Here is a 15,266-nt window from a genome sequence, read left to right as displayed (position 1 = left end):
ATCGATTATTCCGAGTTGACATCGTGCCACCTGCGAAACAAGCATGGGTCCTCGCATTCCGCCCACGCCCCACCCGGGCGCCCCACATAATGGGCGTGAATTCCGCATTTCACAATGGGAGCCCCCCACCCATGAGGACCAGTGAAAAACCTGTCGCCGACAACGCGGCGGCGGGGTTGTCCGGCCCGGCCTCGCGCAAGCTCCCCGTGCCCCCACGCGAACGCAAGCCGGCCCTCGCCGCGCTGGCGGTGCTGCTCATACTCGGCGGCGCGCTGGCCACCACGCTGCTCGTGCTGCGCAGCGGCGACCGCGTCTCCGCCATCAGGGTCACCCAGCAGGTCGGCGCGGGCCAGAAGTTCGTGGACGGCATGCTCGAAGAGGTGAAGGTCGCCTCGGACACGGGCGTCGACTACGTCCCCTGGTCCCGGCGCTCGGAGGTGACCCAGAGCTTCGCCGCGGTCACGATCCTGCCGGGCACCCTGCTGACCAACCAGATGGGCAGCAAGGCCAGCGACGAACTGGGCCCGGGAAAGGCGACCGTCGGCCTCGCCCTCAAACCCGGCCAAATGCCCGCCGGCATTCAACAGGGCGACCGCGTCCAGGTCGTGTACGTGCCGAACCGGACGGCTCAGGGGCAAAGCCGCGTACTCGCCGAGAGCGCGCTCGTGTTCAGCGCGGGCGACAAGAACCGAACGGGCGGTAATTCCGGGCAGATCACCGTGATCGTCGATTCGTCGGACTCACCGCAAATACTAGCCTTTGCCTCCAGCGGAGAGATCGCGGTGGCCGAGCTCCCGGGAGCGCGCTGACGTGGCGCTGATCGTTCTGGCCGCCGACAAGGGCGCGCCCGGCGTGACCACCGCGGCCACCGCCCTCGCGGCGGTGTGGCCGCGGCCCGTGCTGCTGGCCGAGTGCGACCCGGCCGGCGGCGACCTCGCCTACCGGCTGCCCGCCGCCGACGGCGGCGTGCTCAACCCGGGCAAGGGCCTGCTCACGCTCGGCGCGACCGCCCGCAGGGGCCTCGAACCCGCCCAGATCCACCAGCACACCCAGAAGATCATCGGCGGGCTCGACGTGCTGGCCGGGCTCACCCACGGCGAGCAGGCGGCCGGGCTCACCTGGCTCTGGGGCCCGCTGGGCAGGTCGCTGGCCGCCATCCCCGACGCCGACGTGATCGCCGACTGCGGCCGTCTGGGCTCCCACCCCCAGATCGCCGACCTCCTCGCCGAGGCCGAGCAGGTGCTCCTGCTCACCAGAGCGACCCTCGACCACGTCGCCCACCTGCGCGAACGCCTCCAGATCAGCAAGGCGCACGGCGTCGTCGTGATCGCCGACCCGCGCAACTACCGGGCCTCGATCGAAGACGTGCGCAGGATCGTCGGGCCCGTCGTCCAGTTCGTCCACGGGCTGGCCCACGACCCCAAGGGCGCCGAGCTGCTGCGCGGGCAGTGGGGCGGCCGGCTCGACCGGTCCCTGCTCATCCGCACGGCCCGGGACCTCGCCGCGAGGCTGGTGAGCCACCGATGATCGACCACTCCCTCGTCAAACGATTCCGCCAGGAGGTCGGCGACCGGCTGGCCCAGCAGCGCCGGATCGACCAGGCGAGCGGCGTCCCGCCGATGTCCGGCGAGGACGAGCGCCAGTTCGCCAGGGCGCTGATCTCGCAGGTGCTGGAGGAGCACGCGCGCAACGAGATCGGCCTCGGCCGCACGCCGCCCACCATCGAGGAGGAGGAGGCCCTGGCGGCCGGCATCCACGCCGCGCTGTTCGGCGTCGGCCGCCTCCAGCCGCTGCTCGACGACCCCGAGGTCGAGAACATCGACATCAACGGCTGCGACCGCGTCTTCGTCAGCTATGCCGACGGCCAGGAGCTCATGCACGACCCGGTCGCCGAGTCCGACGACGAGCTGGTCGAGCTGATCCAGATCCTGGCGGCGTACTCGGGGCTGTCCAGCAGGCCGTTCGACACCGCCAACCCCCAGCTCGACCTGCGGCTGCCCGACGGCTCCCGGCTGAGCGCGGTGATGGACGTCTCCGTGCGCCCGGCCGTGTCGATCCGCCGCTCCCGCCTCGGCAAGGTCTTCCTGTCCGACCTGACCGGCAACGGCACGATCAGCCCGGAGATCGGGAGGTTCCTGACGGCGGCCGTCGCCGCCCGCAAGAACCTCATGATCGCCGGGTCCACCAACGCCGGCAAGACCACCCTGCTGCGGGCGCTGGCCAACGAGATCCCGCCCAGCGAGCGCCTGATCACCGTCGAACGCGCCCTTGAGCTCGGCCTCGACCAGTTCCCCGAGCTTCACCCCAACGTGGTCGCCTTCGAGCAGCGCCTGCCCAACTCCGAGGGCCAGGGCGAGATCTCCATGGCCGAGCTGGTCAGGCGCTCGCTGCGGATGAACCCCAGCCGCGTCATCGTCGGCGAGGTGCTGGGCGACGAGATCGTCACCATGCTCAACGCGATGACCCAGGGCAACGACGGCTCGTTGTCGACGATCCACGCCAACTCCAGCATGGAGGTCTTCAACCGCATCGCCACCTACGCCCTGCAGGCCGGCGAGCGCCTGCCCATCGACGCCACCCACATGCTCATCGCGGGCGCGATCGACTTCGTCGTCTTCATCGAGAAGCGCAACGACTACCACGTCGGCGGCACCCTGCGCCGTTACGTCTCCAGCATCCGCGAGGTCAACGGCTGCGACGGCCGCGTGTTGTCGAGCGAGGTGTTCGCGCCCGGTCCCGACGGCACGGGCGTCCCGCACGCGCCGGTCTCGTGCCTGGAGGAGCTCGTCGCCCACGGCTACAACCCGGGAGGCTGGTGAGGATGGCGTTCGACCTCGACCCGCTGGCGATGGTGGCGGGCGCGGCCGCCGGCGGCGGCCTCTTCCTGTTCTTCCTGGCCCTGTACGGCCTGCGCCGCCGCCCGTCCCAGCCCAGACGCCCGCTGGTCAAGATGCTGACCACCCGCACCGCCGTCGCCGCGGTGGCCGCCGGCCTGGTCCTGGTGGTCACGGGCTGGCCGGTCATGGCGGTGGGCACGGTGCTGCTCGTGTTCGCCTGGCGCGGCCTGTCCGGCGGCGCGGCCGAGGAACGCGCCGCCATGCGCCGCCTGGAAGGGCTGGCCGCCTGGACCGAGTCGCTGCGCGACACCATCGCCGGGGCGGCCGGGCTGGAGCAGGCCATCCCGTCCTCCATCAGGGCTGCCGCGCCCACGCTCCGGCCCCACCTGCGGGCCATGGTCGACCGCCTGCACACCCGGATGGCGCTGCCGGAGGCGCTGTCCCGCTTCGCCGACGAGCTCGACGACCCCTCGGCCGACCTGGTGATCGCCGCGCTCATCCTCAACTCCCGGCTGCGCGGCCCCGGCCTGCGCGACGTGCTCGGCGCGCTCGCCGTCTCGGCCCGCGAAGAGCTCGACATGCGCCGCCGCGTCGAGGCCGAACGCCGCTCGACCAGGCGCAGCGTGCAGATCGTGGTGATCACGGCACTGGTCTTCGCCGGGCTGCTCATCCTGTTCAACCCCGCCTACGTCAGCGAGTACGGCTCCACCCTCGGCCAGGCCGTGCTGGTGGTCGTCGGCGGCCTGTTCGGCGCCGGGTTCGCGTGGATGCGGCGGCTGGCCAGGTTCGACAAGCCGACCCGGTTGCTGATGGGGGGAGGCGGCCATGGTTGAGGGCGTGCTGGCCGGGGCGGTGCTCGGCCTCGGCCTGTTCGTGCTGGTCCGCGCGTTGTTCCCGGCCCGTCCCGGGCTGGTGGCGCGGCTGCTGGCGCTCGACGCCGTGCGCGAGGACGCAGGCGCCCCGCACATCCGGCTCCTGCTGCCCGACGAGGAGGTCAGCGCGTTCCGCCGCGGTCTCGGCGCCCGCCTGGCCCGCCTCTACGGCGCCCGCGGCTGGGAGGCCCGCTCGGTCAAGTCCGACCTGGCCCTGCTCGGCCGCTCGTTCGAGGCGTTCCTGGCCACCAAGGTGCTGCTCGCCGCGAGCGGCCTGCTGGCCTTCCCGATCCTGCTCGGCTGGCTGGCGCTCATGGGGTGGGGCGTGTCGTTCACGGTGCCGTTCTGGTCGGCCGTGCTCGTGGCGCTGCTCTTCTTCTTCCTGCCCGACCTGCAGATCCGCAAGGAGGCCGCGGCCATGCGACGCGACTTCCGGCACGTCGTGGGCGCCTTCCTCGACCTGGTCTCGATGAACCTGGCGGGCGGGCGCGGCGTGCCCGAGGCGCTGATGATGGCCGTGTCGGTCAGCGGCGAGCAGCCCAACTGGGCGATGGGCCGCATCCGCGACGCGCTCGGCGGCGCCAGGATCGTCGGCATCACCCCGTGGCAGGCGCTCGGCCAGCTCGGCGAGGAGATCAACGTCGACGAGCTGCGCGACCTGTCGGCCGCGCTCGGCCTGGTGGCCGACGACGGCGCCAAGGTGCGCGCCTCGCTCACCGCCAGGGCCGCCACCCTGCGCCGGCGCGAACTGGCCGAGATCGAGGGACGCGCGGGCGAACGTTCGCAGTCGATGCTCGTGGCCCAGCTTCTCCTGTGCGCCGGTTTCGTGATCTTTCTCAGTTTTCCCGCCGCGATGAAGATGTTGGGGGCCTGATGAACCATCCCTGGATCGTCTATCTCACCGCCTACCTGGGGGTGCGGATCCAGCGCGCCCGCACCGCGCCCAGCAGGGGCGCCTCCGCCGTCGAATGGGTGATCATCACGGCCATCATCGCGGGCGTCGCGCTCGGGCTGGCCACGCTGATCAAGACCCTGGTCGAGCAGAAGTCCAGCGAGATCCAGGGCACGTTCGGCGGTGGCGGCGGCGGTGGTGGCGCGGACTCGTGAGCGGGGCGCGACCGTGATCGAGCTGGCGTTGCTGATGCCGGTCATCCTCGCGGTCGCGCTCCTCGTCGTACAGGTCGCGCTCTGGTTCCACGGCCGGCAGATCGCCGAGGCGGCGGCCAGGGAAGGCGCGCGGGTGGCCAGGGCGGCGCCGTTCGACTCGGGCGACTGGCAGGGCGCGGCCACGGCGAAGGCCACCGGCATCGTCAAGGCGGTCGGCCCGCGGCTGCTGGAGAACGCCGCCGCCACCACCTCCGAGCGCGACCCCGACCAGCGCTTCGTCACGGTCACGGGCAGCGCCGTGCAGGTCGTGCCGCTGCTGCCGCCGCTCACGTTCACGATCACGGCGACCGCGGGCGGGCCGATCGAGTGCTTCCGTCCCGACAACGGCGGTGATGACTGCCGATGAAGCCGGGCGAGCGCGGCTCGATGGCCGTGGAGACGGTGATGCTCGCCCCCGTCTTCCTGCTGTTCCTCATGTTCCTGGTCGGGGCGGGGGTGCTGGTGGAGACGCAGGGGCGGGTCAACGGCGCGGCCAGGGACGCCGCGCGGGCCGCGTCCGTGCAGCGCAGCTTCGACGACGCCGGCGCCGCGGCGGAGAGCACCGCCAAGAGCGCGCTGGACGACAAGTGCGGCGCCAGCGCCGTGAACCTGGACGGATCCACCTGGGAGGCGGGCGGCCAGGTGCAGGCGGAGGTGACCTGCGAACTCGACCTCGGCTTCCTCGGGTTCGGCGGCACCAAGCGGCTGACCGGCACCGCCGTGGTGCCGCTTGAGCAGCTCGTCAGGAGGGAGCCGTGAAGGCGGGGGAACGCGGGTCCATGTCGGTCTTCACCGTGCTCTTCTCGGTCGTGGTGTTCCTCCTGGCCGGGCTGCTGGTCGACGGCGGCGCGGCGATCAACGCCCGGCTGCGCGCCGCCGACGTCGCCGAGCAGGCCGCGCGGGCAGGCGCGGACAAGATCGACGTCGACCGCCTGCGCACCGGCGGCGAGGTCACCCTGCTGGACGAGGGCCAGGTCTGCGCCAGGGCCGACGAGATCGTCGCGGCCCAGGGCGGCGACGGCGTGGCCCGCGGCTCCTGCTCGGTCCAGCAGGACCAGGTGACGGTCAGCGTCTCGGTGCGGTGGGAGGCGTTCTTCCTCGGGGCCCTCGGGTTCCCGGGCTCGGAGATGAACGGCGAGGCCACGGCCGCCCCGGAAGCCAGGTAGACCGATTCCCGCCACTCGGTGGCCGGGGCAACGCACGAGGCAGGACGCTGGACGGAAGAAGGGAGCGGCGATGCCGACGCGAGAGCCGACGCGAGAGCCGGCGCGTCCCCCGGGGCGGCACCAGCCCAGGCGGCCGCCTGCGCGCATCCCGGCCAGGCGGACCTTCGGCGACGTGCTCGCCGGGCTCGCGGCGCTGGTGGCGCTGGTGGCGCTGGTGGGCGGGGTGCCGTACGCGCTGCTCAGGTTCGCCGGGCCGCCGGTCACGTCCGAGATGCTCGACGTGCGGTTCTTCACCGCCGAGGCCGGGCCCAGCACGATCCAGGCCGTCCTGGTGCTGCTGGTGTGGCTGGCCTGGTTCCAGCTCTTCGTGTGCGTGGTGGTCGAGGTGTACGCCGGCGTCCGAAGGGTCGGGATGCCTGCCCGCGTACCGCTGTCGGGCGGCACGCAGGCGCTGGCCAACAAGCTCGTCGGCGCGGTGTTGCTGCTGTTCACGGCCGGGGCCATGATCGCGCCCATCGCGCGGATGGCCGCGCCGCCCGCCGCGCCGCCGGTGACCGCGGTCGCCTACTCCGCGCCGATCGTCGAGCAGACGCTGGAGACCCACAAGACCAAGAAGGTGTACGTCGTGCAGCCGCCGCACGGCCGGCACCACGAGAGCCTGTGGGAGATCGCGGAGAAGTGCCTGGGAGACGGCCGCCGATATCCCGAAATTTACCGACTCAACCAGGCCAAGGAGCAGCCGGACGGCACCCGCCTCCGCATGGCCGACCTGATCAGGCCCGGCTGGGTGCTCGACATGCCGGACGACGCCAGAAACGTGCACATCGTCCCCGCCGGCCAGTCCCGCGAGCAGACGCTGCGCGAGCACCCCGGCGTGGCCCACACCCGCGCCCAGCCCGACGCCCGGCACCACGCCGCCAAGAAGGCCACGGAGGGCACGGAGCGCAGGGCCACTGAAAAGAGCGAGAAGGACCAGGCCAGGCACCGCAAGCCCGACGTCCGCCAGGACCAGCCCGAGATCACCATCAGGGAGGCCCAGAGCCTCGACCTGATCGACTACCTGGCCGGGGCGTCGCTGGCCGCCGCCGGGCTGCTGGCCCTGCTGGCCAGGAGGCGGCGGGAGCAGTTGTGGCGCAGGGTGTTCGGGCGCCGGATCGTCCGGCCGCGCGACGACGCCGCCCAGGCCGAGGTCGCGCTCAGGCTGGGCGGCGACGCCCCGGGCGCGCGCATCCTCGACATCGGGCTGCGGCTGCTCGGCGCCGAGCTGGCCGCCCAGCACCGCACCCCGCCCACCGTCTACGGCGTCCACCTGTCCCCGCGCACGCTCGACCTGTGGATCCACCCGCCGGACGACGACCCGCCCGAGCCGTGGACGGCCCAGGACGGCGGCCAGGTGTGGCGCCTGCCCGCCCACGAAGGACGTCTGCTGGAGGAGCAGGCGGGCGGCGCGCCGTACCCGGGGCTGGTCTCGATCGGCACGGACGCGAGCGGCCGGGTGCTGATCGACCTGGAGGCCGCGCAGGGCCTGATCAACGTCCGCGGCCCGCAGACCACCGCGGCGCTGGCCGCGCTCGCCGTCGAGCTGGCCACCAACCGCTGGTCCGACCGCATGCGCATCACGCTCGTCGGGTTCGGCGAGGAGCTGACCGCGATCGCCCCCGACCGGATCAGGGCCGTCGGCGGCCTGGCCGAGGTGCTGCCCGAGCTGGAGGCGACCGCCGCGCCGCGCAGGGAGGTGCTCACCGGTCGCGTCTCCGGCAGCCCGCGCGAGGCCCACTACCTGCTGTCGGCCGTGGCGCCCACGCACGAGGAGGCCCGCCGCCTGGCGCTGCTGGCCCGCCGGGACACCGCCGGATACGTCGTGGCCGGCGACGTCCCGCACGCCACCTGGACGCTGGAGATCGGCGACGACGGCAAGGCGCGCATCGCCGAGCTGGGCTTCGAGGTCGAGGCCCAGCTCCTGCCGCGCCGCCACTACAAGGCGCTGATCGACCTCTTCCGCACCGCCGGACGGCTCGACGGCGAGGCCTATCCCGAGGCCGAGCCGCTGGAGGGCCTGCACCCGCCCGCCGTCGAGATCAAAATGCTCGGCCCGATCGAGATCACCGGGCTCGCGCCCCTCGAAGAGGGCCGCATGGCGCTGGCCACCGAGCTGCTGGTCTACCTGGCCACGCATCCCGGCGGCGTGCACCCCGTCGTGCTCGGGGGCGTGTTGTGGCCGCGCGGGGTGCAGACCATGGTCAGGGACGCCACCATCGCCCGCGTCGCCGACTGGCTCGGCCCCGAGCACCTGCACGTCGACGAGGCCGGGCGGCTCAGGCTCGGCCCCGAGGTCCGTACGGACTGGGCCCTGTTCCGCGAGCTGGTCCGCCGCTCCCAGCACGATCCGACGGCCCGCACCGTCCTGCTGGAGAAGGCGCTCGGCCTGGTACGCGGCCCGCTCCTGGCCAACCGCCCGTCCGGCCGGTACGCCTGGCTGGCGGCCGACGACCTGGAGTACGACGTCGCGGCCGGCGTGGCCGATGCGGCCCACCGGCTGTGCGAGCTGCGGCTGGCCCAGGACGAGCCGGACGCGGCGGTGGCGGCCGTCCGCGCGGCGCTGCTGCTGGCGACCGACGACGAGGGGCTCTGGCGCGACCTGCTGCGGGCCACCCACGCCACCGGGGACGCCGTCCGCATGCGGGCCGTGGTCGAGGTCCTGACCCGCAGGGCCGCCTCCCACCCGTACGGCGGCGGGATGGCCCCGGAGACCGAGGCGTTGATCGAGGAACTGCTGCCCTCGTGGCGCATCCACGTGGTGAGGGAGTCGTCCGCATGAGACGTATGACGGTGATCGCGCTCGTCCTGCTGGCGGCGGGGTGCGGGCAGGCCGAGCGGCCGTACACGCCGCAGCCGGGCCCGTCCGGCACCACCCCGGCGACCGCGCCCACGGCGGGAGGCTCGGCGCGGCCCTCCGCGGACGCGCCCGGCGTCGAGACGATCGAGGTCGGCGGCGGGAAGCTGCGGGTCGACATCGACTGGCCCGCCCGGCGCGACCCGCTCATGCGCGTGATCACCGACTGGTACCTCGCCTCCCGCAAGGTCATGGTCTCGGGAAGCGATCGATACCTGAAGGATCTGGATCTCGAACTCCAGGCGGTGCGCCAGGCGTATGACGGAGTACGCCGGTACACCGAGGAGGACAGAAGGGTGAAGGGCGTCGCCAGACTGTACGGCCTGCGGGTCACGAAGGTGCTGGACAAGGGCGCGCAGATCGACACCTGCGTGGACGAGTCGAAGGCACGCGTGGTCAGCGCGAGCAGCGGCGAGGCCGTCTCGCCCCAGCCCTCCATCATGCGCGCCCCCTACCTGCAGAGGGCCCTCGCGCACCGCGGCGACGACGGCGTGTGGCGGATCCGGGAATTCCTCTATGACAAGGAAGGATGCGCGCGATGAACCGCGTGATCTCGCTGGCCACCGCGGCCCTGATGCTGCTGGGCCAGCTCGACGACCCCGGCGAGACGGCCGGCAGCCCCATCGAGCACGGCCGGACCCGAGGGATCGAGCTGCGCAACTCCAGGATCGTCATCTCCGGCAACGGCGCCAAGGGCGGCAACGCGGACGGATACGTCCTCAAGCGCCCCTGCTGGTACGAGCCCGGCATGACGGGCGCCGAGATGCTGAAGTCGCAGGAGGCCCTGCGCGACTACTGGTTCAGGTACACCAAGGACGCGTCCGAGGAGGGGTTCCAGGACTTCCTCAAACAGTTCAAGGACAAGGTCGGCAAGGACGGACGCTGGTGGGGCCCGGCGTACGACGCCTCCGACCCGAAGGGCCAGGTCTGCTTCGCGGCGCTCGACCCGTTCGTGTTCGTGCCGCCGGGCACGACGCCGCCCGCCGGGATCACGATCCGGGAGCTCGCCGAGATCGCCAGGGCGTCCCTGACCGTGCCCGAGCCCACGATCAGACTGAGCCCCGACGCCAAGAGCTTCGTCAACCTGCCCACCTGGGTCTGGCTGGAGGGCCTGGGCGAGCGGCGCAGATCGGTGACCGCGGAGATCCCGGGCGTCATGAGCGTGACCGTGGTGGCCACGCTGAAGAGCATCAAGATCGACCCGGGCACCGCGAAGGACCGGGCGGAGGTGCACGAGGAGGGCTGCGGGGCGGCCGGACGTCCGTACGCCAAGGGGGCCTCGTTCACCTGTGGCGTGCGTTACCTGCGGGCCTCGATCGACCAGCCGCGCGAGGCGTACCGGCTCACCGTCACCACGTCGTGGCCGGTGGAGACGACGGGTGACGCGGTGCCGTTCCAGTTCGCGCCGGTCGAGGCGGGGGCGACCCGGGACGTGCCGGTCGGCGAGATCCAGAGCAACGTGAAACCCTGACGGCGGCCGGGCCGGGTCGAGGTGATCGCCTCGACCCGGCGGGCCGAGGCGATCACTGCCGCCGGGCGAGCCTAGGCGATCACTATGGCCGGGCGAGCTTAGGCGATCACTGCGGCCAGCGGTGCCAGCTCGGGCTGCTCGGCCGCCTCCGCCAGCACCTCCTTCAGCACGGTGTCGTGCGTCGGGCCCGCGGTGGTCAGCAGGTCGCGGCCGTCGGGGGTGACCTCGGAGTAGATGCCGCGCCGGTCGTCCTCGCACAGGTAACGCTTGAGCAGGCCGCGCTTCTCCAGCCGGGTGACCAGCCGGGTCGTGGCGCTCTGGCTGAGCACGACGGCGCGGGCGAGCTGCTGCATGCGCATGTGCCAGCCGTCCTGGCGGGCCAGGACGTCGAGCACCGTGTACTCGCTCACGCTCAGGCCGTGCGCCTTCTGCAGCGCCTTCTCCAGCTTGTCCTCGATCTTCGCGTGCAGGGCGGCGAGGGTGCGCCACCCCTGGGCACGCGCCTCCACGGCGTCGTCGGCCAGAGGCATGTGAACCCCTCCTCGTTTACCAGGCGCCTGCAAATGATGCCTACGCCGTCTAACGTCGCACGACCCCCATTCTATGCCGCCACCCTTGTCGCCGGGCGGTTCCACATCGCTCGGAGGCGTGCACAGGGCCGACGCGAGATCGTCGCGTCGGCCCTGTGATGTGCTCAGCTCAGGTTGAAGAGCTCTTCTACGGCCTTGACGGTGAGAGCCCTGTCGATCCAGCTCTCGAGAAGGTCGAGGTCGGTGCATTGGCCGATCCGCTCGGCCGCTTCCTCCGGCACCGTGATGCCGCGTGCCTCCAGGATCCGCAGGACCGCCTTGGCCTCGCCCCGGGCCTCGCCCCGGGCCTCGCCTTCGGATATGCCTTCGGCCTTGCTCTCGGCAACCCAGTGGCGGACCCACTTGCTCTTAGGCTCGCGTGTTCCCATGGCCATAGTGAACTCCAAGAACTTCTTGACGGCGACATCGGGCAGCATCGTGAGAACGAGGTCAACGTAGATTTCATGCTCTCTGGGCAGATGCTCCAGAGAGTCGACGAAGGTTTGCAGGATCTTGAGGCCCTCCTCGCCCTCGTTGCCGTGCACGATGGCCGAGAGCGTGGCGAGTTCCGGTTCGGCGATGGCCTGGAGGAGGTCGGTGACCTTGGGGATCTGGTCAGGCCCGATCACGATCGGGTGGAGTGTCCAGCCGGGGTGTCCCATGTCGATGGCCCGCGCGCACTTGCGCGCCTCCTTGCGGTCGGGGCAGAAGACCAGCAGCAGGCACGGGCCCTTGATGCGGGCGCGTAGCGTGGCCAGGTAGACGGGCCAGGACCAGGTCTTCTCTTCCCGGTACCGCCGCTGCACCTCCACAACGACCCCTGCCAGCGGCTTTCCGTCAGTGAGGACGACGACCGCGTCGGCTCGGAACTCGGTCGGCTGACAGGCGGTGAAGTCCGGACTTTCCAACCGGGCCTCGTCGAATCGGGGGACCGGCACGCCCGCCTCGGTCAGCAAGGTGGCGACGAGGGAGGGGCGTTGCCGGACGAGTTCGAGGAGGAACTCATGTTCCAGGGTCGGCGACATGCGAACACATTACCGAACGCTGTCTTGTCGTCACTGTAGGTTGAGGGTTTGTCCGCTTTCGTGGGCGAGGAGCCATTCCTTGACCGGGACGCCGTAGTAGTAGCCGCCGTAGCCGCCCGTGCTGGGCAGGACGCGGTGGCAGGGGACGAAGGGGGCGATGAGGTTCTGGGCGCAGGCGGAGCCGGCGGCGCGGGCGGCGGTACGGGGAAGTCCGGCGGCCTGGGCCAGCTCGGCGTACGAGACCGTCGTCCCGGCGCGGACCTCGCGCAGCGCTTCGTGCAGGCGCTTGCGGGTGGGGGAGCCGGGCTGCGAGACCGGAACGGCGTCCAGGGCGTCGAGGTCGCCGTCGAAATAGGCCCGGACGGCTTCGGCGGGGGCGCCGAGGTCGTCCACCACGTCGAGCCCCTCCGCCTGAAGGGCCGGGGTGAGGCGGACGAACATCTCCGCCGGGTCGGCCGTGAAGCCGCCCGCCACGAGAACCCCCTCGCGGGTGAGCAGCGAGAGCGAGCCGATCGGCGTCGGCAGGACCTGAGCGGTGATCATGAGGAGCTCCAGAGGTGCAGGGCGGCGTAGGCCCGCCAGGGCCGCCACCGTTCGATGTGGTCGTCGGGGATGCCCAGGGCGGCCATGCGCTTTCTCAGCACGAGGTCGCCCGTGGGCCAGGCGTCGGGGTCGCGCAGGGCGCGCAGCGCGATGTAGCTGGCGGTCCAGGGGCCGATGCCGGGCACCTTCAGCAGCTCGGACCCGGCCTCGGCCGGGTCCTGGCCGCCGTCGAGGTCGATGTCGCCGTCGGCGACCCGGCCCGCCAGGTCGGCGAGGGTGGCGATCCGGCGGTTGGTCAGGCCGAGGCCCGTCAGGTCGGCCTCCCGCAGCTCGGCCGCCGTGGGGAAGAGCGGGCCGCCGGTCCTGGCGACGATGCGGCCGAGCAGCGTACGGGCTCCGGCCACCGAGATCTGCTGGCCGACCACCGCGCGTACGGCCAGCTCGAAGCCGTCGAACGTGCCCGGCACCCGCAGTCCGGGCCGCGCCTGGACGAGCGGGGCCAGCGAGGTCTGGCCGAGCGCCTCGGCGATGGCGTCGGGGTCGGCGTCCAGGTCGAGCAGGCGGCGGCAGCGGGCGACGATGCGGGCCAGTTGCCGGGTGTCGGCCAGGGCCACGTCGAGCGCGATGTGGTCCGGCCGGGGGGTGAGCGTGATCGTCCCGCCCGGCACGGCCCTGGAGTACGACTCGGGGCCCGCGACCTCGAGGCCGGGGATGGCGCGTGAGGTCAGAAACCCGAACACGCCCGCCACGTCGTACGGCTCGCGGCGGTGCAGCCGCAGCCTCAGCGTCACGGGCCCGGCGGCCTCGGGCTCGGGCGGCGCCGCCGGACGTCCGGCCGTGGCGCGCAGCTCGCTCGGCGTGAAGCCGTACGTCTCCCGCATGGTGGCGTTGAACTGCCGCACGCTGCCGAACCCGGCCGCGAACGCGACCTCGGTGACCGGCAGCCCGGTCTCCGTCAGCAGCTGCTTGGCCAGCAGGAGCCGCTTGGTGCGGGCCACGGCCAGCGGCCCGACGCCCAGCTCGGCCACGAACAGCCGGTGCAGGTGGCGTTCGGTGATGTGCAGCCGCCGGGCCAGCCCGGCCACGCCGCGCTCGTCGGCGGCTCCGTCGTCGATCAGCCGCAGGGCCCGGCCGACGAGGTCGCCGCGCAGGTCCCAGCCGGGATCGCCGGGCGACAGCTCGGGACGGCAGCGTTTGCACGGCCGGAACCCGGCCGCCTCGGCCGAGGCCGCGTGCCGGTAGAAGCGCACGTTCCTGGAGGAGGGGGTACGCGCCGGGCAGATCGGCCGGCAGTAGATGCGCGTCGTCGTCACCGCGGTGTAGAAGCGCCCGTCGAACCGGGAGTCCCTGGCGGAGACCGCCCGGTAACAGGAGTCGAAGTCGAGCTCTAGGGGTGACATGCCCTCGAGACTATGCGCGGGCCGCGGGTGCCGACCGGCGGAAATCGGACCTCACCATGAAAACGCAGGTCAGCAGGTCAGTACGGCCGACCAGCGGTATTCGGACCTGATCGGCGAAGGGCTGAGAAGTGGATCGGCAACCAGCTCACGGCCATGATCACCGCGCCCGCCCAGAGCGGCGCGCGCACCCCCCACACCTCGCCGAGCAGCCCGGCCAGCAGCCCGCCGAGGCCGACCGCGCCCATCAGCAGCAGCCGCATGGTGGCCGTCATCCGGCCGAGCAGGTGGTCCGGCGTGACGCGCTGCCGCAGGCTCACCAGCAGCACGTTGTTCACCCCGGTACGGAACGTCAGCACGAACCACGCCGCCGCCGCGGCCCACAACCACGGCCCGGCGTCGAGGAACGGGATCACCAGCGCGGCCGGGGCGGTGGCCAGGCTGACCACCCACACCGCGCGGCCCGTGCCGAAGCGCCGGCCGAGCAGATGGGCCGACGACGACCCGGCGAGCACGCCGAGCCCGCCCACCGCCAGGTACGCCCCGAACACCCACTCCGGATAGCCCAGCCGCCCGACGATGAGCACCGGCAGCAGGACCGAGCAGAGCGGGAACGCCAGGTTCGCCATCGTGCCCTGGACCAGGGCCGCGACCAGCACCCGGTTGCAGAGGATGAACCGCACGCCCGCCGCGATCCGGGCCCGCAGGGACTCCGCGGCCTCCGGCGAGCCGTCCCCGGCAAGCGCCGGTTCGGGCACGCCGCGCAGCCAGGCCGCCGACCACAGGTAGCTCAGCGCGTCCAGCAGCACGGCCAGCGGCGCGCCCACGACCTGGGCCAGCACTCCGGCGAGGCTGCGCCCGGCGACGTCCATGCCCGCGGCCGTGCCCACGAGCAGCGAGTTGGCCGACGTCAGCCGCTCGCGCCCGACCAGCCCCGGCACGATGCTCATGGACGCCACGTCGAACAGCAGCGACCCCGCCCCCACGAGCACCGTGACGACGTAGAGCTGCGCCATGGACAACGTCCCGGCCCACCAGGCCACCGGCACCGACAACAACGCCACGGCGCGGGCGGCGTCCATCGCGATCATCAGGCGGCGCCGCCGGACGCGGTCCACCCAGGCCCCGGCAGGCAGTCCGATCACCAGGGCCGTGAGCGTGGCGAGCGCCGAGAGCAGCCCGACCTCGCCCGCGCCCGCCCCGAGGGCGGTCACGGCGAGCAGGGGAAGGGCGACGTAGGTGATCTGGCTGCCCAGCTGGCTGACCGCGCCGGCGACGAACAGGTTGCGGAACGCACGAAGCCGCAGAAGCGGAGCTTCCACCAAGGTTGCTGACATGTCGGCAGGA

Annotated in this window: 17 protein-coding genes; 12 read left to right on the top strand and 5 right to left on the bottom strand. The window is 72.4% G+C overall.

Annotation, left to right across the window (positions count from 1 at the left end):
• Positions 1–131 precede the first annotated feature (131 nt).
• The 12 genes from AB0J76_RS10235 (at position 132) to AB0J76_RS10180 (ending at position 10,385) form a co-directional block, all read left to right on the top strand.
• Positions 132–809 carry a hypothetical protein gene (locus AB0J76_RS10235; RefSeq protein WP_352325811.1) on the top strand — a complete coding sequence of 226 codons (678 nt, stop codon included), beginning with the start codon at positions 132–134 and terminating at the stop codon, positions 807–809.
• A gap of 1 nt (position 810) precedes the next feature.
• Positions 811–1,527 (top strand): hypothetical protein, encoded by a 717-nt coding sequence (locus AB0J76_RS10230; protein WP_352325812.1) that lies wholly within the window; start codon positions 811–813, stop codon positions 1,525–1,527.
• On the top strand, positions 1,524–2,819 hold the full coding sequence (locus tag AB0J76_RS10225) for an ATPase, T2SS/T4P/T4SS family (protein ID WP_352325813.1): 1,296 nt from the start codon (positions 1,524–1,526) through the stop codon (positions 2,817–2,819). Before AB0J76_RS10230 ends, AB0J76_RS10225 begins: the two co-directional genes overlap by 4 nt.
• Before the next feature lie 2 nt (positions 2,820–2,821).
• Positions 2,822–3,670, top strand: a complete 849-nt coding sequence (locus AB0J76_RS10220) for a type II secretion system F family protein (protein ID WP_352325815.1) — start codon at positions 2,822–2,824, stop codon at positions 3,668–3,670.
• Positions 3,663–4,583 (top strand): type II secretion system protein, encoded by a 921-nt coding sequence (locus AB0J76_RS10215; RefSeq protein ID WP_352325817.1) that lies wholly within the window; start codon positions 3,663–3,665, stop codon positions 4,581–4,583. The genes AB0J76_RS10220 and AB0J76_RS10215 overlap by 8 nt, the downstream gene beginning before the upstream one ends.
• Positions 4,583–4,816, top strand: a complete 234-nt coding sequence (locus tag AB0J76_RS10210) for a hypothetical protein (RefSeq protein ID WP_352325818.1) — start codon at positions 4,583–4,585, stop codon at positions 4,814–4,816. Before AB0J76_RS10215 ends, AB0J76_RS10210 begins: the two co-directional genes overlap by 1 nt.
• Entirely contained in the window at positions 4,800–5,222 is a 423-nt protein-coding gene (locus AB0J76_RS10205) for a TadE family protein (protein WP_352325819.1), read from the top strand. Before AB0J76_RS10210 ends, AB0J76_RS10205 begins: the two co-directional genes overlap by 17 nt.
• Positions 5,219–5,614, top strand: a complete 396-nt coding sequence (locus tag AB0J76_RS10200; protein ID WP_352325820.1) for a TadE family protein — start codon at positions 5,219–5,221, stop codon at positions 5,612–5,614. Before AB0J76_RS10205 ends, AB0J76_RS10200 begins: the two co-directional genes overlap by 4 nt.
• Entirely contained in the window at positions 5,611–6,021 is a 411-nt protein-coding gene (locus tag AB0J76_RS10195) for a flp pilus-assembly TadE/G-like family protein (RefSeq protein WP_352325822.1), read from the top strand. Before AB0J76_RS10200 ends, AB0J76_RS10195 begins: the two co-directional genes overlap by 4 nt.
• Before the next feature lie 70 nt (positions 6,022–6,091).
• A complete protein-coding gene (locus AB0J76_RS10190) occupies positions 6,092–8,839 on the top strand; it encodes a BTAD domain-containing putative transcriptional regulator (RefSeq protein ID WP_352325823.1) in 2,748 nt (915 codons plus the stop codon).
• On the top strand, positions 8,836–9,456 hold the full coding sequence (locus AB0J76_RS10185; RefSeq protein ID WP_352325824.1) for a hypothetical protein: 621 nt from the start codon (positions 8,836–8,838) through the stop codon (positions 9,454–9,456). Before AB0J76_RS10190 ends, AB0J76_RS10185 begins: the two co-directional genes overlap by 4 nt.
• Entirely contained in the window at positions 9,453–10,385 is a 933-nt protein-coding gene (locus AB0J76_RS10180) for a hypothetical protein (RefSeq protein WP_352325825.1), read from the top strand. Before AB0J76_RS10185 ends, AB0J76_RS10180 begins: the two co-directional genes overlap by 4 nt.
• Before the next feature lie 98 nt (positions 10,386–10,483).
• On the opposite strand, the gene AB0J76_RS10175 is transcribed toward AB0J76_RS10180, so the two are convergent.
• The 5 genes from AB0J76_RS10175 to AB0J76_RS10155 form a co-directional block, all read right to left on the bottom strand.
• The gene (locus AB0J76_RS10175) at positions 10,484–10,915 is read right to left on the bottom strand and encodes a MarR family transcriptional regulator (RefSeq protein WP_352325826.1); all 432 of its coding nucleotides are present in this window, start codon (positions 10,913–10,915) and stop codon (positions 10,484–10,486) included.
• A 164-nt stretch (positions 10,916–11,079) separates the two neighbouring features.
• A complete protein-coding gene (locus tag AB0J76_RS10170) occupies positions 11,080–11,979 on the bottom strand; it encodes a hypothetical protein (RefSeq protein ID WP_352325827.1) in 900 nt (299 codons plus the stop codon).
• Between the two features lie 30 nt (positions 11,980–12,009).
• The gene (locus AB0J76_RS10165) at positions 12,010–12,522 is read right to left on the bottom strand and encodes a methylated-DNA--[protein]-cysteine S-methyltransferase (protein WP_352325829.1); all 513 of its coding nucleotides are present in this window, start codon (positions 12,520–12,522) and stop codon (positions 12,010–12,012) included.
• Positions 12,519–13,922, bottom strand: coding sequence for a DNA-3-methyladenine glycosylase 2 family protein (locus AB0J76_RS10160; protein WP_364389261.1), 1,404 nt, complete (start codon positions 13,920–13,922; stop codon positions 12,519–12,521). The genes AB0J76_RS10165 and AB0J76_RS10160 overlap by 4 nt, the downstream gene beginning before the upstream one ends.
• Positions 13,923–13,999: 77 nt before the next feature.
• Complete coding sequence (locus tag AB0J76_RS10155) at positions 14,000–15,256, bottom strand: MFS transporter (RefSeq protein WP_352321651.1); 1,257 nt, start codon at positions 15,254–15,256, stop codon at positions 14,000–14,002.
• Positions 15,257–15,266: the final 10 nt, after the last annotated feature.

The sequence above is a fragment of the Nonomuraea sp. NPDC049624 genome, assembly GCF_040675255.1.
In the GTDB taxonomy this organism is placed as follows: domain Bacteria; phylum Actinomycetota; class Actinomycetes; order Streptosporangiales; family Streptosporangiaceae; genus Nonomuraea.
Note: the sequence above shows the minus strand (reverse complement) of the source record. Positions and strands in the feature narration are given on the sequence as shown.